19 protein-coding genes and 1 riboswitch are annotated in these 18,628 nt (G+C 35.8%); of the genes, 5 read left to right on the top strand and 14 right to left on the bottom strand.

The features are described 5' to 3' along the window. Nucleotides 1-53: 53 nt before the first annotated feature. From BAU27_RS22860 to BAU27_RS22815, 10 genes are all read right to left on the bottom strand, one after another. On the bottom strand, nt 54-377 hold the full coding sequence (locus BAU27_RS22860; RefSeq protein ID WP_071772037.1) for a DMT family transporter: 324 nt from the start codon (nt 375-377) through the stop codon (nt 54-56). 47 nt (nt 378-424) lie between these two features. Next, nucleotides 425-1,876 (bottom strand): NADP-dependent succinate-semialdehyde dehydrogenase, encoded by a 1,452-nt coding sequence (gene gabD, locus BAU27_RS22855; RefSeq protein WP_071772036.1) that lies wholly within the window; start codon nt 1,874-1,876, stop codon nt 425-427. Continuing rightward, on the bottom strand, nt 1,869-3,236 hold the full coding sequence (locus BAU27_RS22850) for a sigma-54 interaction domain-containing protein (protein WP_071747213.1): 1,368 nt from the start codon (nt 3,234-3,236) through the stop codon (nt 1,869-1,871). The genes gabD and BAU27_RS22850 overlap by 8 nt, the downstream gene beginning before the upstream one ends. A 115-nt stretch (nt 3,237-3,351) precedes the next feature. Next, on the bottom strand, nt 3,352-4,716 hold the full coding sequence (gabT, locus tag BAU27_RS22845) for a 4-aminobutyrate--2-oxoglutarate transaminase (protein WP_071747212.1): 1,365 nt from the start codon (nt 4,714-4,716) through the stop codon (nt 3,352-3,354). 154 nt (nt 4,717-4,870) lie between these two features. After that, the gene (locus BAU27_RS22840) at nt 4,871-5,617 is read right to left on the bottom strand and encodes an HAD family hydrolase (RefSeq protein WP_071747211.1); all 747 of its coding nucleotides are present in this window, start codon (nt 5,615-5,617) and stop codon (nt 4,871-4,873) included. 194 nt (nt 5,618-5,811) lie between these two features. Beyond that, nucleotides 5,812-6,717 (bottom strand): diacylglycerol kinase, encoded by a 906-nt coding sequence (locus BAU27_RS22835; RefSeq protein ID WP_000977668.1) that lies wholly within the window; start codon nt 6,715-6,717, stop codon nt 5,812-5,814. 509 nt (nt 6,718-7,226) lie between these two features. Then, nucleotides 7,227-8,654, bottom strand: coding sequence for an Asp-tRNA(Asn)/Glu-tRNA(Gln) amidotransferase subunit GatB (gene gatB, locus BAU27_RS22830; protein ID WP_071747210.1), 1,428 nt, complete (start codon nt 8,652-8,654; stop codon nt 7,227-7,229). Between the two features lie 14 nt (nt 8,655-8,668). Continuing rightward, nucleotides 8,669-10,126 carry an Asp-tRNA(Asn)/Glu-tRNA(Gln) amidotransferase subunit GatA gene (gatA, locus tag BAU27_RS22825; protein WP_071772035.1) on the bottom strand — a complete coding sequence of 486 codons (1,458 nt, stop codon included), beginning with the start codon at nt 10,124-10,126 and terminating at the stop codon, nt 8,669-8,671. 14 nt (nt 10,127-10,140) lie between these two features. After that, nucleotides 10,141-10,431, bottom strand: a complete 291-nt coding sequence (gatC, locus tag BAU27_RS22820; protein WP_000086999.1) for an Asp-tRNA(Asn)/Glu-tRNA(Gln) amidotransferase subunit GatC — start codon at nt 10,429-10,431, stop codon at nt 10,141-10,143. A gap of 140 nt (nt 10,432-10,571) precedes the next feature. Beyond that, complete coding sequence (locus tag BAU27_RS22815; RefSeq protein WP_001254393.1) at nt 10,572-10,808, bottom strand: YiaA/YiaB family inner membrane protein; 237 nt, start codon at nt 10,806-10,808, stop codon at nt 10,572-10,574. 231 nt (nt 10,809-11,039) lie between these two features. Here BAU27_RS22815 and BAU27_RS22810 point away from each other — a divergent pair, with 231 nt between their 5' ends. From BAU27_RS22810 to BAU27_RS22795, 4 genes are all read left to right on the top strand, one after another. After that, nucleotides 11,040-11,522 (top strand): MarR family winged helix-turn-helix transcriptional regulator, encoded by a 483-nt coding sequence (locus BAU27_RS22810; RefSeq protein WP_071747209.1) that lies wholly within the window; start codon nt 11,040-11,042, stop codon nt 11,520-11,522. A gap of 75 nt (nt 11,523-11,597) precedes the next feature. Continuing rightward, nucleotides 11,598-12,779, top strand: coding sequence for an ArsA family ATPase (locus BAU27_RS22805; protein ID WP_083596124.1), 1,182 nt, complete (start codon nt 11,598-11,600; stop codon nt 12,777-12,779). Then, the gene (locus BAU27_RS22800) at nt 12,772-12,963 is read left to right on the top strand and encodes a DUF3926 domain-containing protein (protein ID WP_071747207.1); all 192 of its coding nucleotides are present in this window, start codon (nt 12,772-12,774) and stop codon (nt 12,961-12,963) included. Before BAU27_RS22805 ends, BAU27_RS22800 begins: the two co-directional genes overlap by 8 nt. A gap of 58 nt (nt 12,964-13,021) precedes the next feature. Next, nucleotides 13,022-13,489 carry an HXXEE domain-containing protein gene (locus BAU27_RS22795; protein ID WP_071772033.1) on the top strand — a complete coding sequence of 156 codons (468 nt, stop codon included), beginning with the start codon at nt 13,022-13,024 and terminating at the stop codon, nt 13,487-13,489. Nucleotides 13,490-13,659: 170 nt separating this feature from the next. Here BAU27_RS22795 and BAU27_RS22790 read toward each other — a convergent pair whose 3' ends face one another. From BAU27_RS22790 to BAU27_RS22780, 3 genes are read right to left on the bottom strand one after another with little or no spacing between them, the layout of a single operon-like run. Next, entirely contained in the window at nt 13,660-14,514 is an 855-nt protein-coding gene (locus tag BAU27_RS22790) for a MetQ/NlpA family ABC transporter substrate-binding protein (protein ID WP_071747205.1), read from the bottom strand. A 21-nt stretch (nt 14,515-14,535) separates the two neighbouring features. Further along, nucleotides 14,536-15,201, bottom strand: coding sequence for a methionine ABC transporter permease (locus BAU27_RS22785; protein ID WP_071772032.1), 666 nt, complete (start codon nt 15,199-15,201; stop codon nt 14,536-14,538). Then, complete coding sequence (locus BAU27_RS22780; RefSeq protein WP_071772031.1) at nt 15,191-16,210, bottom strand: methionine ABC transporter ATP-binding protein; 1,020 nt, start codon at nt 16,208-16,210, stop codon at nt 15,191-15,193. Before BAU27_RS22780 ends, BAU27_RS22785 begins: the two co-directional genes overlap by 11 nt. Nucleotides 16,211-16,333: 123 nt before the next feature. Then, nucleotides 16,334-16,439, bottom strand: a riboswitch (SAM riboswitch). A gap of 229 nt (nt 16,440-16,668) precedes the next feature. Between BAU27_RS22780 and BAU27_RS22770 the strand changes: the two genes are divergently transcribed. After that, the gene (locus BAU27_RS22770) at nt 16,669-17,226 is read left to right on the top strand and encodes a cysteine hydrolase family protein (protein WP_071772030.1); all 558 of its coding nucleotides are present in this window, start codon (nt 16,669-16,671) and stop codon (nt 17,224-17,226) included. Between the two features lie 104 nt (nt 17,227-17,330). Here BAU27_RS22770 and BAU27_RS22765 read toward each other — a convergent pair whose 3' ends face one another. Next, nucleotides 17,331-18,488: an acyltransferase gene (locus BAU27_RS22765; protein WP_071772029.1), complete on the bottom strand. Its 1,158-nt coding sequence runs from the start codon at nt 18,486-18,488 to the stop codon at nt 17,331-17,333. Nucleotides 18,489-18,628 lie beyond the last annotated feature (140 nt).

The following is an 18,628-nucleotide window of genomic DNA, read 5'->3' as shown; positions in this document are numbered from 1 at the left end:
CGCTGATATAAATTGTGACAAAGAAAAAAGCTATCTTCTACAAAAGATAGCTTTCATGATGCCGATGACACCTTAAGTCCAATTACTCCTAGAACAATAAAGAGAATACAACACGCTTGGAATAAGTTAATATGCTCTTTAAAGAAGTACACACTAATAATTGTAATAAGTAGTGTCCCTAGGCCGGACCAGATCGCATAAGCAATACTTAAGTTAATCTTCTTTACAACGATAGCAAAGATACTGAAGCAAATACCATAAAAAACGAAAATAAGGACACTTGGAACAAGCTTTGTTAAACCGTTCGATAATTTCATCGCAATCGTTCCAGCTACTTCAAAAATAATTGTTACGAGTAATAATAGCCAATATACCATACTAGAATCTCCTTCTCTGTTACCTTATAGAGATTCTAGTATACTACTTATAGCCCTAACGAAATATATTTAATTTCTAAATATTCCTCGATACCGAAATGGCCTCCTTCACGGCCGATACCACTTTCTTTAAAGCCACCAAATGGTGCCTGTGCAACTGATGGAAGTCCATCATTTAAGCCGATAATTCCGTACTCTAATGCTTCGCTAATTTGGAATGCCTGACTAATATCTCTTGTGAAAATATAAGCAGCCAAGCCATATGGTGTATTATTTGCACGTTCGATTACTTCTTCAACCGTTTTAAATTTCGCAACTGGTGCAACCGGTCCAAATGTTTCTTCATTCATACAAAGCATCGTGTCATTTGCCAACCCAATTACTGTCGGCTGAATGAAATATCCATCTAACTCTGTAAATTTATGGCCACCGTATAAAACTTCTCCACCCTTTTGAATTGCATCTTCAATATGTTCTTGTACTTTCGAAATTGCATTCGCATCAATAAGTGGCCCTACAGTTGTTCCTTCGCCGAATCCGTCTCCAACTTTAAGCTGCTCTACAGCTTTTGTGAACTTTCCTGCAAATTCTTCGTACACTTCTTCTTGAACGAAGACGCGGTTTGTACATATACACGTTTGTCCTGCGTTACGGAATTTCGAACCGATTACCGCTTCTACCGCCTTATCTAAATCAGCATCATTCATAACAATAAATGGAGCATGACCACCTAACTCAAGTGAAACCTTTTTCATCGTTTGTGCAGCGCTAGCCATTAATTCTTTCCCAATTTCAGTTGATCCTGTAAAGGAAACTTTTCGGACACGCTCATCTTCCATCCACGTATCAGCAATTGCTTTTGCACTACCTGTTACAATATTTATTACACCTTTTGGAATGTCTGCTTCATGTGCTAATTCAACTAATTTCAATGCAGTTAATGGCGTTTGACTCGCTGGTTTCACAACTGCCGTACAACCTGCTGCAAGCGCCGGTGCTACCTTTCTCGTAATCATAGCGGCTGGGAAGTTCCACGGTGTAATAGCTGCCATAACCCCAACTGGTTGCTTCATAACTAAAATGCGCTTATTCGGATGAGAAGCAGGAATCATTTCACCGTATATTCTCTTTCCTTCTTCTGCGTACCATTCAACAAAACTATTTGCATAATTCACTTCACCAAGTGCTTCTGCAAACGGCTTCCCTTGCTCTCTCGTCATGATTGCTGCAATTTCTTCTTTATTTTCATCAATGAGTGTGAACCACTTTTTTAACTTTACTGCACGATCCGCTGCCGTTAATTTTGACCATAATTTAAAAGCCTCATGTGCAGCATCAACTGCTTGCTTTGCCTCTGTAATCCCGCCCTTTGGTACCGTTGCAAATACTTCCTTTGTCGCTGGATTATTTACTTCGATTTGTTCTTGCAGTGTAATCCACTCACCATTTATATACATCGCTTTTTTCTCTAAGTTTACGAACGTCGCTTTTTTATCCAATGTTTTCTTCCTCCTCTATAAACTTCTTAATTTTCCTAGTAGCAGCAGATTGACTTATTTGCAAAAACTCAGCCACTTTATAACTTGATCCATACGTTTTATACGCTTTAAGAATAATATTTCTCTCTACCTCTTCCAGCATTCTATAAAGACTTTGTCCGGATTGTTCAACTGTTGCCTCTTGCATAGATAGTGGCAAATCTTCTACCGTTACAAAATCATCAGCAGTGATAACAATTCGTTCAATTACATTTTCAATCTCTCTATTATTTCCTTCCCAAGGGTACCCTACAAACATTTGCAACGTACTAGGAGCTAACTTCACATCACGTCCGTACTTTTTATTAAAATGCTGTAAATAATGATAAATGAGCGGCAAAATGTCTTCTGTTCTCTCCCGAAGTGGCGGAATTGAAATTGGAATGACATTCAGACGATAGTATAAATCTTTCCGGAATGTTCCTTGTTTCACCATCGTACTTAAATCTCTATTTGTTGCCGCTACAATTCTAACGTCCACCTTTTTTAACTCTCTTCCGCCTATAGGACGAAACGTTTTTTCTTGCAATACTTGCAAAAGCTTCGCTTGAATTTCAAGCGGCATTTCACCAATTTCATCTAAGAAAAGAGTTCCTTTATGCGCTGATTCTAATAGCCCCTTTTTCCCTTCACGATTTGCACCTGTGAAAGAACCACCTGAATATCCAAAAAGCTCTGATTCAATTAAATTTGTCGGTAATGCCGCACAATTAATTTCATAGAAATTTTCATTCTTCCGGTGACTTACTTCATGCAAATGACGTACTAATCGGCTTTTACCCACTCCAGTCTCACCTAAAACGAGAACTGTACTATCTACTACAGATACTTTTTTTATTGTTTCGACTATTTTTTGCATAGCGCTACTTTTAAAAATAAGACCTTCGTGTTCATATGTTTCTCTTAATTCTTTTTTATATGTTTTTAACTGATTATCCATCTCCTCTACCTTTTGACGTAATTGATAGAGTTCTGTAAGATCACGAGAATAACTAATCACTCTTCTTAAATTTCCTTCATCATCAAAAACAGGTCTTGTACGAACATGCAAATACTCTCCTGATTTTGTTGTTTGAACAAGTTCAACTGGCCTTTTCTTTTCAATTACTTCTAATGTTGCAGACGGATAAAAAATTCCTTCTTTCTGTAGTTCTTTTACATGCTTTCCTACTAATTCCTTAGCAGAGAGTTGGTAATGTCTTTCACACATACTATTTACACGCACAACGATTCCTTTATCATCTGTAACAAAAATTTCGTCAAATGCATATTCAAATACATCTTGTAAATCCATCAACACTCGTTCCTTTTCTGCAACCATCCTAGCCACTCCCTACTTCATATCCATCGATTCACTTTACTACCTTTATTATAAAGTGAATTTTCTGCATTTTATATAGAGTAAGCTAGAATGTTTGCGATTTATAATTCAGTTTTTAAACACGAGCGATGTTTGCTTGCTCATAACAAGCTTGCAATGATTCTTCAATTATTGTTAAACCTTCCTCTAGCTGCTCATCTGTAATAACTAATGGCATTAACACGCGAATAACATTTCCATATGTTCCTGCTGATAGTAGAAGTAATCCCCGTTTATTTGCTTCCGCACATAAATTAGCTGCCAATGTTTTGTCAGGCGCTTTCGTCTTACGATCTTGAACGAGCTCAAATGCACACATTGCCCCTAAGCCACGCACATCACCAATGCAATTATATTTATTTTTCATCTCTTCAAATCGGTTCATTACGACTTTTCCTAATTCTATCGCTCTATCATTTAATTTCTCTTTTTCAATTACATCAAGCACAGCTAATGCAGCCGCACATCCTAGTGGGCTTCCTGCATACGTTCCTCCCAGCTCTCCCGGTGCAGACTCATTCATAATTTCTTTACGGCCAATAACACCACTAATCGGTACACCAGCACCTAGTGATTTAGATACTGTAATTAAATCCGGAACGACATCATAATGATCAATTGCAAAGTATTTTCCGGTACGACTAAAGCCTGTTTGAATTTCATCCGCTACAAATAAAATACCGTGCTCTGAACAAATACTGCGTACTTCTTGAACAAATTTCTTACTTGGAACGATAAATCCACCTTCCCCTTGAACAGGTTCCATCACAACGGCTGCAATTGTTTCTGGTGCTACTTCTGATATGAAGAAGTTCTTAAACTCTTCAATGATAAAATCATCATACTGCTCTTCTGTTAACCCTTCTGGACGACGGTATTCATATGGGAATGGTGCTTTATAAACTTCTGGAGCGAATGGACCAAATCCAAATTTATATGGTTTTACTTTACTTGTCATCGTCATTGTCATTAATGTACGCCCATGAAACCCTTTAGAAAATGCGATAATCCCAGGTCTCTTCGTATATTTACGAGCGATTTTCACCGCATTCTCAACTGCTTCTGCACCACTATTTAAAAACAGGACTTGTTTATCAAAACTTCCTGGCGCTAATACAGCAAGCTTTTCCGCTAATTCAATATATGGCTCATACATCATGACATTAAATCCCGTATGAATATATTGATCTACTTGTTTATGAAGTGCTTCTTTAACAGCTGGATGACAATGTCCTACGTTAATCGTCCCTATTGCTCCTGCAAAATCAATGTACTGATTACCATCAACATCTGTTACAAGAGCTCCATCTGCAGACTGTACGAATGTTGGAATACCATTACTTACTCCTTTTGGTACTATATTTTGGCGGCGTTCTAATAAAGACGCTGCTTTCGGTCCTGGAATTTGTTCATTTACTTTAGCAAATTTTTTTGTGTTCATTGTGTACCCCATCCTTTTCTATACAATGTTTTCTCTTTATATTGCAAGATGTATGCCAACTTCCCCTTTCTAGTATTCATCCCATCCTCTTAATATCTCAGCATAAAAAACAAGTCTATATAGACTCATAAAGAGTCTTTATAGACTTGTTCGTTTATACATTAGACTTTCCTTGTTTCCAAATAAACTCACCTGAATGAGAAATTAAACCTTCAACAGATTGTAACACTAAATCTGCAAGTGGTTCTAACGTTTGACGATCACCCGTACCAGATAGTACACCAATGGCATAGCAGTCGCCACCATTTTTCGCTAAATGTAAATCCGTCGGTGTATCCCCGACGACCGCTACTTCACATGTTTCTAAATTAAATCTCTCACAAAACGATTCTATAATTCTTTTATCTGGTTTCTGTGCCGGAAACGTATCTGAGGCTATGACACAATCAAAAAAGGGTTCTAATTGATACTGCTTTAAAAATAATTCTGTCGGTGCAAAATCATCAGCTGTGACGACACCTAAAATAAGCCCTCTATCCTTTAATGCTTGTAAAACTTTTGGTAAATCTGCCGTCATCCTCATATGTTCTCGATACTCATACATAAGAGAAAACAACTTTTCACTTACCCATTCATGCATCTCTTCTTCTCTAGATGATACGATATACTTACAAATCCCCTTCGCTACATCAAGGCTCGTTCCAGCTGCTAGCGCACTACGCGGATGAACAACTGCTCCGTCTACGCCAATCTCTTTTAATATAACCTGCTGCATTGATTCTGGTAATTGATATAAATTTATACATTCAGCTACAAGCTCTTCAGCTACTTTTATCCAAATTGAATGAAAATCCATTAATGTCCCATCTTTATCAAATAGTATTGCTTTTACCTTCTCCATAGCACCCTACCTCTCATTTCTTATCTCTTCTAGTGTATCAATAAAATATGGATATAAAATAAACGGATTGTAAAAATACCATAAAAATCAAACTAACTTCCAATTTACAATTCACCTGCATAAAGTGAAACTTTAATCAGCGGGAGAATCTTATTACTCGCAAATAGTGAGGTAAAAGCAAAAAAAAGATGCCTTTACAGGGCATCCTCTTGGTGTTCTGGAACAAATAGTTCCAGACAATGATATATATTTTCGAATTCCATCGGTGCATCTCCACCATATTCACCATCTAAATTAATCATTAATTTATCTGGTGAATGCACTTTAATTCGATTCGCTTGTGTATATAGCACTTTTGGATTGTTAATATGTTCCCCTCGCTGCGCTTGTGTTGCTGCTTTAATTAAATCAGCGATAGAACCTTTTTTCAGCACTAATAAATCAAATAACCCATCGTTAATAGACGCATATGGTGCTACCTTTTCAAATCCACCAACTGAACGAGTATTTGTAATTAAAAACATCGTAATTTCTTCTTGTAGTAACTTCCCATCATACTCGATTTCAACATATGTTGGATGTAATGATGGTAACATTTCGATTCCTTTTAAATAGTAAGCAAGTTGACCTAATACCGTTTTCAGCTTACTTGGCACTTCATATGTTAATTCTGTAATACGGCCGCCACCAGCAATATTAATGAAATATGTATCATTCGCTCTACCAAGATCTAACGGAACTGTTTTCCCTTCACAAATAATATCCGCAGCCTCTTCAATAGCACGAGGTACACCAATCGCACGCGCAAAATCATTTGTCGTTCCAACTGGAATAATTCCAAACTTTGGACGATGTTCATGTCCTACTAAACCGTTCACCACTTCATTTAACGTACCGTCACCACCAGCTGCGATAACAACATCAAACTTACGATCCGCAGCTTGCCTCGCTGCCACAGTCGCATCTCCAGGACCAGTTGTCGCATGACAAGACGCTTCATATCCAGCTTGTTCTAATTTTTGTAATACTTCTGGTAAGCTCTTCTTAAATAGCTCACGTCCAGAAGTAGGGTTATAAATAATCCTTGCTCGCTTCATCATTTATTAGCACAGGAAATTTCTTTATGTATCGAAAAAGAACATACCGAACTTCTATTCAGTATTCCCATGCCTACCTCCTCTCATCTTCCTATCCTTCTTTTATCCCGCTCAAACAGGCAGTAAGAACCCGATTCGTGTAGCCCATCAAAAGTAAATATTCATTTCAATGGTTTTGTTTTATTTTACAAAAAAATTTATGTCCATCTATTTCCTCACATCAATTTACATATAACGAATAATAATTATCTATTATTTCATGAGATGAAAAAAACCTCTATGTCTAGATTTATCATTATTCCCACCTTTTTGCAACTATCATACCATAGTTGCTATACAAACATTTTTTCACTTTTGACAGTTAATCAAACGTTTATTTAAATTATTTTTCACCATTTAAACAAACGTTTGATTAACTCAGAAAAAACACCCAAATACGGGTGTTTTTTCTGTTTAATCTTTAAAAACCTATACTATTTTAGCGCTCAAAAATAAGAATTCCTCTTTTATTTTTATCGCTTATTAATCTCTTCAAGTAAGATTTTGTTAACAAGTGGTGGGTTGGCTTGTCCTTTTGTCGCTTTCATAATTTGACCAACTAAGAAGCCAATTGCACGGTCTTTACCGTTTTTAAAGTCTTCGATAGATTGCTCATTATTATCAAGAATTTCTGTTACAACTTTACGAAGTGTACCTTCGTCAGAAATTTGAACAAGACCTTTCGCTTTAACGATTTCTTCTGGGTCTCCACCTTTTTCAATTAATTCGTTAAATACTTTCTTCGCGATTTTAGAAGAAATTGTACCTTTTTCAATTAATTGAACCATTTTAGATAAACCAGCAGGCGTTAATGCAACGTCTTTTAATTCTTTTTGTTGTTTGTTTAAGTATGCAAGCACTTCACCCATTAACCAGTTTGATGTTAATTTCGCATCAGCACCGTCTGCAACAGTTGCTTCAAAGAAATCAGACATTTCTTTCGTTAATGTTAATACGTGTGCATCATAAGCCGGCAAGCCAATTTCTTCAACATAGCGAGCTTTACGTGCATCTGGAAGTTCTGGAATCGAAGCACGTACTTTTTCTTTCCACTCATCGTCGATGTAAAGTTCAACTAAGTCTGGCTCTGGGAAGTAACGGTAATCGTCAGATCCTTCTTTTATACGCATTAAGATTGTTTTCTTCGTTGCTTCATCATAACGACGTGTTTCTTGTTGGATGATACCACCAGATAATAATTCTTTCTCTTGGCGCACTTGCTCATGCTCAAGACCTTTTTGCACGTAAGTGAAAGAGTTTAAGTTTTTCAGTTCTGCTTTTGTACCGAACTTCTCTTGTCCAACTGGACGAAGTGAAATATTCGCATCACAACGAAGAGAACCTTCTTCCATCTTACAATCAGATACACCTGTATATTGAATGATTGATTTTAACTTCTCTAAGTACGCATATGCTTCTTCTGGAGTACGCATATCTGGCTCAGATACGATCTCGATTAAAGGCATACCTTGACGGTTGTAGTCTACTAATGAACCATCAGCTGTATGCGTTGATTTACCAGCATCTTCTTCTAAATGAAGACGTGTAATACCGATACGTTTCTTTTTACCGTCTACTTCGATTTCAATCCAACCATTTTCACCAATTGGCTTATCAAATTGAGAGATTTGGTAAGCTTTCGGATTATCTGGGTAGAAATAGTTTTTACGGTCGAACTTCGTTTCCGTTGCGATTTCACAGTTTAATGCCATTGCAGCTTTCATTGCAAAGTTAACTGCTTCTTTATTTAAAGTAGGAAGTACCCCTGGGTATCCTAAGTCAATTACACTTGTTTGTGTATTTGGCTCCGCTCCGAATTCTGTTGGACTCGCAGAGAAAATTTTCGAATTTGTTTTTAACTCAACGTGAACCTCTAAACCAATAATTGTTTCTAAATTCATCTATGCTCGCCTCCTTACAGACTTGCTTTTTTTATATGATAGTCTGTTGCTTGCTCAAACGCATGTGCAACGCGGTAAATTGTCGCTTCATCGAAGTGTTTACCAATGATTTGTAGACCAAGTGGCATGTTGTTAGCACCGAATCCACATGGAACAGAAATCGCTGGAACACCCGCTAAGTTTACTGGGATTGTTAAAATGTCATTTGCATACATTGTCATTGGATCGTCCACTTTTTCGCCCACTTTAAATGCCGGAGTTGGCGTTGTCGGTCCAATAATAACATCATAGTTAGCAAATACATTTTCAAAGTCATTTTTAATTAATGTACGTACTTGTTGTGCTTTTTTGTAATATGCATCATAGTAACCAGAGCTAAGTGCAAATGTACCAAGCATAATACGGCGTTTTACTTCATCTCCGAAACCTTCGCTACGTGTGTTTTTGTAAAGATCTAATAAGTTATTTACATTATCAGAACGAACACCGTAACGTACACCATCAAAGCGTGAAAGGTTAGCTGATGCTTCAGAAGAAGATAATAAGTAATACGTTGCTAGAGCGTATTTAGAGTGCGGAAGAGATACTTCCTCCCAAGTTGCGCCCATACCTTCTAACACTTTTAATGCAGCTAGTACTGACTCACGAGCTTCTTCGCCAACACCTTCGCCTAAGTATTCTTTCGGTACAGCAATGCGTAAACCTTTAACGTCGCCTGTTAAACCAGCTAAGTAGTTTCCTACTTCAACGTTTGCAGAAGTTGCGTCCATGCGGTCAATACCTGAAATAGCTTGTAATAGGTATGCATTGTCTTCTACTGTACGTGTAATCGGTCCGATTTGGTCAAGTGAAGATGCGAATGCTACTAATCCGTAACGAGATACGCGTCCATAAGTTGGTTTTAAACCTACAACGCCGCAATATGCAGCTGGCTGACGGATAGAACCACCCGTATCAGAACCTAGAGAGAATAATACTTCTCCTGCTGCTACAGCTGCTGCAGAACCACCACTAGATCCGCCTGGAACGTAATCTAAGTTCCATGGGTTTTTCGTAGCATAGAAACCTGAGTTTTCATTTGAAGAACCCATTGCGAACTCGTCCATATTTAACTTACCGATTGTAACTGTGTCAGCAGCTTTTAGCTTTTGTACAACTGTCGCATCGTAAATTGGATCGAAGTTTGCTAACATTTTGCTCGCACAAGTTGTACGAAGACCGTTAGTTACAATGTTATCTTTTACACCGATTGGCATACCGAATAATAAACCATTATCTTCAGCACCAATCTTTGCATCTAATTCTTTCGCTTTCGCGCGTGCATTTTCTTCATCTAATGTAAGAAAAGCTTTTACGTTATCTTCAACATCCGCAATACGTTTGTAAGATTCTTCTACTAAATCCGTAACGGAAATTTCTTTGTTGTTTAACTTCTTATGTAACTCTGATACCGAATGATCAAATAATGACATCGAAATTCCCTCCTCTATTCTAATACTGCTGGAACACGGATTTGATTATCTTTGTGATCCGGTGCATTTTTTAATACTTCTTCTACTGGTAAACCTTTTTCTGGTACATCTTCACGCATAACATTTTTCATAGTTAATACGTGAGTTGTTGGTTTTACATCAGTTGTATCTAATTCATTTAACTGTTCTGCAAATGTAACAATTGCATCTAGTTGTTTTTGAAATTTTTCTGCTTCTTGATCAGTAATTGCAAGACGTGCTAAATGTGCTACGTGCTTTACATTCTCAACGGAAATTCTTGACACGGCTAGGCCACCTCCATAATATATCGTTCAATCTACAATACTATTGATGATACCAAATTTTCAGTACTTCAAGCAAGTCAACACACGGTACTTACGGTATTTTTACAAAAAAAAGAAAGGCAAATGCCTTTCTTTACGATTTACTCTTTATCTAACGGTTTATTTTTCGGAAATCTCTCGTTATCCTCTTCATTGTCACGAATTGTTTTTTGTAATACAAAACAAGACATCGTTAAAAATAATGTTCCAATTAAATAGTATCCTTTTACACTAAGCGTTTCATCTAACGTATAAATCCCAATTAGCATACCTGAAAGCGCGCAAACAAATGAAGTCCATGCTAAAAACGTGAACGCTTGCGTATTTCGTCTTCTCATCGTTCTCCCCCTCGTTGGCTGTACACCCATTATAGATAAATATATTTATCATGATGGATTTTTATGTAAATTCTATTTTGCTATTTATAAATCTATCATAAAAAAATATTATTTTAAAGATAGTTTTCTGTCTAATCCGAAAAAACAGTTAAAATTATTGACATTTATTTCAATTCCACATAAAATAAAAACAAATATTACGAACCTCGAAATATACGGGAGTGGAAATAATTGTTGCAATATGAACATTTTTTAGACTTACTGCTAGATAACGCCAAGAAACTTTTCTATCCTGAAGAATGGGTCAGTCTAGATTTAACACTTTCTAAAACAGAAGTATTTTGTTTGCTTTGGATGGAGCGAAACACAGATATTACAATGACAAAAATTGCTGATCTTCTTGATATACCGATGAGTACAACGACAGGTGTTGTAAACCGTCTTGTCAAAAAGGAGTATATTGAGCGCTACCGGAATGAAAGCGATCGACGTATCGTATTAATTCGCTTAACAGAAAACGGCGTAATGCTCGTTCAAGAAGTAAAACAAAATGCAGCCCATTACTTTAGCCTAGTGACAGAAGCATTATCAGAAGAAGAAAAAGCATTTCTACTACAAATCTTCCAAAAGATCATGAATCACATCGCTACGTCACAGCAAAAAACAGAAGAAAAAGTTTCTACACCTAAAATGAAGAACATTCCGATTGAATAAAACCCTAGCTGGGTTTTTATTCAATTAAATATTTCGACACTCGTAATATTCGATATCCGAAACAAAGGGGATAGAATGATGAGAATGATTTTGTATACAGGTAAAGGCGGCGTAGGAAAAACTAGCATTTCAGCAGCAACAGCACTTCAAAGTGCAAAACAAGGATTAAAAACATTAGTAATGAGCACAGATCCTGCTCATAGTTTAGGAGATTCATTTGGCATAAAACTATCTTCTGAACCATTAGAAATTCGAGAAAATTTATGGGCACAAGAGATTAATACGATTTATGAAATGGAAAAAGGCTGGGGAAAGTTACAGAAATACATTACACTGCTCTTCACTTCCAAAGCAGCTGATGATATTACGACAGAAGAATTAACGATGTTTCCTGGTATGGAAGATTTAATTAGCTTACTTCGAGTACTCGATTATTATAAAAAAAACACATACGACGTTATCATCATTGATTGCGCTCCAACAGGAGAAACATTAGCAATGCTTAGTTTTCCTGACATGCTCGGTTGGTGGATGGAAAAATTATTTCCTATTAAAAGAAAAGTTTTAAAAGTCGTTCGTCCTGTAGCTCAACCACTTCTTGGTGTCCCCCTTCCAACCGATGATATTATGGACGAATTAACAAATACACTTGAACAGCTTGGAGAAATGAGAGATATTTTATCGAACCGAGAAATAACAAGTATCCGCATCGTTGTAAATCCTGAAAAAATGGTCATTAAAGAAGCTCAGCGTAGTTTTACTTATTTAAATTTATACGATTATAACGTAGATGCCATCATGATTAACCGTGTCATCCCTAACACTGTCACCGATCCTTATTTTCAAGCATGGAAAGATACGCAAAAGAAATATAAAACATTAATTCAAGATAGTTTTCAGCCGCTTCCTATTTACGAAGCTCCCATGTTTGAACAAGAAGTTGTTGGTTTACCTATGTTAGAGCGTGTAGGCAATGCTTTATTTAAATCCGATCCTTCTCCTACTGAAGTGAAATTCAATGGTCGCACACAATATGTGAAAAAAGATGGCGATGAGTATATTTTCGTTCTGTCCATTCCCTTCTCAAACAAAAGTGAACTTTCATTAAATCAAAAAGGTGATGAGCTTATTATTCGAGCCGGCTCTGTTAAACGGAACATCACATTACCAAAAACATTAACACACCTTTCTATTCAAGGAGCCAAGTTTGAAGAGGATGTACTAAACATTCGATTTGGAGGTGTGGTGCATGCATGAGGAATTACTACGAAAATTAATTCGGACAAAAGTAAGAGTCGGTATGTTTATATTAGAAGAGCTACCTACTCCAATCCAGCAATCAGCTAAACAAATGCTAAGTATTTTGCAAGAGGAGCTAGCTGCTTATCCGAAAGAACGAGACCATCATGAAGATAATTTAAAAAGTATCATAATTGAATAATCATCTCTGTATAGAGGGCCTTTTTTAGGCTTTCTATACTTTATTGGAGTGATATAAGTTGATAAAAAAACATTCCACTATTACGCTTTGGATCATTCCATTATTATTTTTCATTCATAACCTTGAAGAAGCTTTCCAAATGCCACAATATCTTGCTAATCAATTTTCAATTCATCTTATAACTAGCCAACAATTTTTCATTGCCATTTCCATATTAACAATCTTCGTCGTACTTATCGTCTTTCTATATCAACTAAACTTCTTGTCTTCTATATATTGGATTATTTTTATACAAGGAGCCATTTTCTTTAACGCTGTGCAACATATTATTTTGTTTTTGATTTATCGCTCCTATAATCCTGGCGTAATATCCTCAGTTTTCATTGTTATCTTTTCTATTTTCTTTTTTTCATCCAAAAAACAATTAATTCATAAAAAGCAATTCGTAATTACACTCATTTTCAGCTTACTTTCTTATCCTATTATAATTTGGATTACCTTACTATTCGCTAGCTGCTTTCAGTAATAAAAAAAGACCAGGAAAACTCCCGGTCCATCACTCTACTTAACAAACATTGGATTCTATGTTATACAAAATTGGAAGGTACAGAATTAGGGTTTTGTTTGTTAAGTAGATTATATGTTGAACGAGCTAACAGCGGAGGGGTTCCTACTGTTAGTCGTTAAACTCAATAATTATTTTACGATTTTTTCAAGCTCATCAAGTGAAAGATCTACTGAAATTGAACCATCATTTGTTTCTTTCTTAATTGCATCTGTTACTTCTTTTGAATGATATAGTTCAATTACTTTTTTCAGTGTTGGATCATCTTTATCTTTCGTACGAGCTGCGAAAATATTAATATATGGCTTCGCATTTTCATTTTTCGGATCTTCTAAGAAGATTGGATCCTTCGCTGGATCTAATCCAGCTTGACCAGCAACACCGTTATTAATAACTGAAGCTGCTACATCTTTTAATACACGAGGTGTTTGCTGTGCGATAACCGGTGTAATTTTTAACTTCTTCGGATTTTCAGCAATACCACTTGGATCTCCAAATAATCCAAAGTCTTTCTTAAGCTTTAATAATCCAGCTGCATCAAGAAGTTTTAATGCGCGAGCTTGGTTCGTTGGATCATTTGGAATAGCAATTTCTGAACCATCTGGGATTTCATTTGCTTTCTTATATTGTTCAGAGTATAAACCCATTGGTGCAATTTGCGTTGTACCGACAGCTGTAATATCTAACTTATGCTCCTTTTTAAATTGCTCTAAGAAAGCGATATGCTGGAATGAGTTTAGTTCAATATCTCCATCAGCTAACGCTTTATTTGGCGTTGTGTAATCAGAGAACTCAACTAGTTTAATTTTAATCCCTTCTTTTTCAGCTTTTTTCTTCAAAATTTCCCAAGCGTCTCCATCTGTTCCAGTTACACCGACGCGAACTACTTTCTCTTTCGCTCCTGCACCTGTATCTCCACCTGAGCAGCCGCTTAAAGCTGTAATTCCTACGATTGCTGATAATGCAAATGCTAAAATTTTCTTCATTTTCTTTTCCCCTCTTCCTTTTTATGATCTGCGTAAAAAGACTTTTGCAAAGTAGTTTCCTAAATTTTGAGCTATTTGTACGAGAATAATAAGTAAAACAACCGTTACGAACATAACTGACGTATCAAAACGTTGATAACCATATGTCATTGCTAAGTCACCAAGACCGCCACCACCGACAAGCCCAGCAACTGCAGAAAATTCAATTAAACCAACTGTCATAAACGTAACACCTAAGATTAATGGCGCTAACGCTTCTGGCACAAGAATTTCAAAAACAATTCTAATTGGTGAAGCTCCCATTGCTTGCGCTGCTTCAATTACCCCTTTCGGAACAGAAACAAGATTTGTTTCAACCATTCTAGCAATACCAATTGATGCAACTAACGTCATTGGGAAGATTGCTGCTGCTGTTCCAATCGTCGTTCCGATAACACTTCTTGTTAGTGGGCTTAAAGCTACTAAAAAGATAATGAATGGAACCGGACGAATTGTATTAATTATGATATTAAGAATAGAAAAGACCCATTTATTTTCTAAAAAGTTTCCTTTTCTTGTTACATATAATAGTAAACCTAGAGGTATACCAAGAATTATAGCAAATATAAGAGTTACAATTACCATTAAGAGGGTATCCCCCGTCGCATCTAATATGCGGGGCCAAAATATACTCCAATCAACTCGCATGAGCTTCTACCTCCTTCAGCTGCACTTGCAGTCTTAGATGTTGTAACGCTTTTTGAATTTCCTTCTGTTCACCTTGCAATTCTACAAGAAGATTTCCAAATAGCACATTTTGAAGTTCAATAATATTTCCGTACAATACATTTACATCGACGCTATAGTTCTTCGCGATATAAGATAGTACTGGCTGCCCTGTCTCCTCACCAGTAAATGTTAAGCGATAAATTTGTCCACCATTTTGAATTTTCGCTAGAACACTGTCTGGTAAGTAATCATTAATAACAGAACGTACAAAGTTTTGAGTTGTTTTTGTTTTTGGTTGTGTGAAAACGTCAAATAGTTTTCCTTCTTCAATAACTTTCCCCTTCTCCATTACAGCTACACGGTGACAAATTTCTTTCACTACGTGCATTTCATGTGTAATAAGTAGAATCGTTAAATTATATTCTCGATTTACTTTCTTTAATAAGTTCAGAATTTCTGTCGTTGTTTCTGGATCTAAAGCTGATGTTGCCTCATCACATATGAGAATATCCGGTGATGTCGCCAGTGCTCTTGCAATCCCAACGCGCTGTTTTTGTCCGCCTGATAACTGCTCTGGATAATAGTTTGCTTTATCTTCTAAACCAACAAATTTTAGTAATTCAGTTACTCTTTCTTTTATTTCATTCTTTGGCAATTTCGCCAACTTTAATGGATATGCAATATTTCCAAACACTGTTCTTGAATTAAATAAATTAAAGCTTTGAAAAATCATCCCAATTCTTTGTCTTAATTTCCGTAATTCTTTCGTCGATAATGATGTAATATCTTTATCATCTATTGAAATCGTTCCCGCAGTTGGTCTCTCTAGCGTGTTTACTAGACGTAATAACGTACTCTTTCCAGCACCACTAAATCCGATAATGCCAAAAATTTCGCCCTTTTCAACTGATAGCGTTACATCCTCCACTGCATGAACAGATTGCCCACCTGATTCATATACTTTACTTACATTGTTAAAAGAAATCATTTTCTTCCCTCCTATATGCTGTAAAACTTGAAATAGAGCTTTCGAGGTAAAATAAAAAGTGCTCCCCTTCTTATCACTTGTAAAAGATAAGAAGGAGAGCACTTATATGTACTCGTTCACATCTTCTCATCTTCCAAGCTTACTTTAAGCTTGCTGGAATTAGCACGGTATTAAAAAATCCGTTGCTGAGGTATCGTAGGGCCAGTCCCTCCACCTCTCTGGATAAGAGTGTATCGATTTAATTATCATTTAATTAATTCTCATTATAGAACTCAGAATAATAAGAGTCAATACATTTTTCGGAAAAATATTAATTATTTCTCTATTAAAATTTTCAAATAAAAATTCACAATACAATGTTATGTTAAATTCTCCTCCCTCATATTTTTTAAAAGGAGAATCCTCTCTATGAATTGAATAACATTATTTGAATATGAAACTCGGAGGAAGATGAATATATGAAAACAGCCCTTTTGCTCGTCGATATTCAAAATGACTATTTTCCAAATGGAAAGATGGAATTACGTAATCCAGTAGAAGCAAGTGAATATGCTAATCAGCTACTGCAACATTTTAGAATAAGAAACGAACCTATTTTTCATATCCAGCATGTAGCTATAAAAGATAACGCTACTTTTTTCCTACCCAATACAGAAGGTGTCCATATTCACGAAAATGTCCGTCCACTTAGAGAGGAAACCGTTATCCTTAAACATTATCCAAATAGCTTCCGAGAAACTAATCTTCTAGAACGATTACAACATTCAGGAATTGAGCACGTCGTAATATGCGGGATGATGACCCATATGTGTATTGATGCTACGGTAAGGGCTGCTTTTGATTTTGGCTTTCACTGTACCCTAATACACGATGCTTGTGCTACAAAAGATCTTTCATTTAAGAATGCTACTATACCAGCTGTTTATATTCATAATACAATTTTGGCGAGTTTAAATAATATATATGCTGAAATACTTAGCACAAAAGAGTTTGTACAACGAAAAAAATCCTTTTGAAAATTCAAAAGGATTTTTTTCGACTATATCATAGTATATTTACCATCTATTTATGCCCTATTTTTAAGAATTCATATTATATCTATAACAATCTTACTAATTATTTACATTGATACATTATCATTTTTACTATCTTTTGATTGAGTCCAATTTTTCCATAAAAATTGAATATTACATGTACGAGAAGCTTCCTTAAAGCTCATTCCTGTTAATGGATAACATGTGATTTTCATACTTGCAAAAATTATAATTGCTATCATTGTTATAGCCGTAATTATTATGAAAGCAACCAGTAACATCCAAATTGATTGTGCTGGCCAAAGATTTAATTTATTCCCAATATATACAACTACTAAATTATGCATTAAATACACACCAAATGAAAAAGCAGATAAAATTTGTATTCCCTTAAACATAAATGGCTTCATTGAGTAATTCCTAAAATATTCTTTTACTAATAAGAAGATTGAACCTGAAAGTATTACTTCGAATACTCTAACATACGCCTTGAAATCCTCAGAGTACTCTCCGATTTTAACCGTTTCATACCAAGTACCCAATATAATTAGAAGTGTATCTATAACGATTATGGATAGTAACAACCTTTTTGATACCTTCTTCTCATACGTCATTAAATAATAACCTAAGAGGAAATACCCTATATATCCACCTAAAAAGTTCATATCAAAATTAGGATACAACGTGAATATTGGTTTTAATTTATTTGGAACTAGTACTGCAATTGTTGGCAATAGCGAACTTACTATAAACCAAAGAATTAACATGTACTTTATAAGCTCTTTACTTAAAGCATCTACCATTTTCTTTAAAAGAGGAGAAAGAATATACAAAGGAATAATGGCATACATAAACCAAAGGTGTACTGTCGCCGCTTGATTCGGTATGTATAAAATACTCTTAATAACATTTGTTATTTGTATCGGTCTTGGCGTAAAATATAACACGGCAATAATTGACCATATAATAAATGGTACAATTAATTTTGGCAAACGTTCTGTATAAGCTATTTTAAGCGATGTCGTTTTACTACTCCTCATTAACATCGCACCAGAAATCATAAAGAAGATAGGCACACTTGTACTAAATACAGTTGTCAGTGCATTCGTTATATGCCAAGTACCTGAACCGATATTCCCCCGTAAGCTTCCTGCAGCAGTATGAAGAAATACTACCGCAAACATCGAAAATACACGTAGTACGTCAACATATTCAACGTAATTCTTTTTCACCCCATTATTCATCTAACAATCGTCCCTTCCCACAGAATATTTTTTCTAACCATTTTCGTCTTTTCCAAAAGTACAAATCCATTATGTCGGAATATAATTAATGTTAAAACAAAAATGAAAACCTAAAATCTTGATATTAGACTATAAAACAC

Source organism: Bacillus sp. NH11B, assembly GCF_001884205.1.
In the GTDB taxonomy this organism is placed as follows: domain Bacteria; phylum Bacillota; class Bacilli; order Bacillales; family Bacillaceae_G; genus Bacillus_A; species Bacillus_A proteolyticus.
This window is presented reverse-complemented; position numbering and strand designations above follow the sequence as displayed.

What these genes read in the sequence shown, in the direction of transcription:
- BAU27_RS22860 (WP_071772037.1), bottom strand. Translation starts at nt 377, where the DNA reads ATGGTATATTGGCTATTATTACTCGTAACAATTATTTTTGAAGTAGCT.
- BAU27_RS22850 (WP_071747213.1), bottom strand. Translation starts at nt 3,236, where the DNA reads ATGGTTGCAGAAAAGGAACGAGTGTTGATGGATTTACAAGATGTATTT.
- gabT (WP_071747212.1), bottom strand. Translation starts at nt 4,716, where the DNA reads ATGAACACAAAAAAATTTGCTAAAGTAAATGAACAAATTCCAGGACCG.
- BAU27_RS22840 (WP_071747211.1), bottom strand. Translation starts at nt 5,617, where the DNA reads ATGGAGAAGGTAAAAGCAATACTATTTGATAAAGATGGGACATTAATG.
- BAU27_RS22835 (WP_000977668.1), bottom strand. Translation starts at nt 6,717, where the DNA reads ATGATGAAGCGAGCAAGGATTATTTATAACCCTACTTCTGGACGTGAG.
- gatB (WP_071747210.1), bottom strand. Translation starts at nt 8,654, where the DNA reads ATGAATTTAGAAACAATTATTGGTTTAGAGGTTCACGTTGAGTTAAAA.
- gatA (WP_071772035.1), bottom strand. Translation starts at nt 10,126, where the DNA reads ATGTCATTATTTGATCATTCGGTATCAGAGTTACATAAGAAGTTAAAC.
- BAU27_RS22815 (WP_001254393.1), bottom strand. Translation starts at nt 10,808, where the DNA reads ATGAGAAGACGAAATACGCAAGCGTTCACGTTTTTAGCATGGACTTCA.
- BAU27_RS22805 (WP_083596124.1), top strand. Translation starts at nt 11,598, where the DNA reads ATGATGAGAATGATTTTGTATACAGGTAAAGGCGGCGTAGGAAAAACT.
- BAU27_RS22800 (WP_071747207.1), top strand. Translation starts at nt 12,772, where the DNA reads ATGCATGAGGAATTACTACGAAAATTAATTCGGACAAAAGTAAGAGTC.
- BAU27_RS22790 (WP_071747205.1), bottom strand. Translation starts at nt 14,514, where the DNA reads ATGAAGAAAATTTTAGCATTTGCATTATCAGCAATCGTAGGAATTACA.
- BAU27_RS22785 (WP_071772032.1), bottom strand. Translation starts at nt 15,201, where the DNA reads ATGCGAGTTGATTGGAGTATATTTTGGCCCCGCATATTAGATGCGACG.
- BAU27_RS22780 (WP_071772031.1), bottom strand. Translation starts at nt 16,210, where the DNA reads ATGATTTCTTTTAACAATGTAAGTAAAGTATATGAATCAGGTGGGCAA.
- BAU27_RS22770 (WP_071772030.1), top strand. Translation starts at nt 16,669, where the DNA reads ATGAAAACAGCCCTTTTGCTCGTCGATATTCAAAATGACTATTTTCCA.
- BAU27_RS22765 (WP_071772029.1), bottom strand. Translation starts at nt 18,488, where the DNA reads ATGAATAATGGGGTGAAAAAGAATTACGTTGAATATGTTGACGTACTA.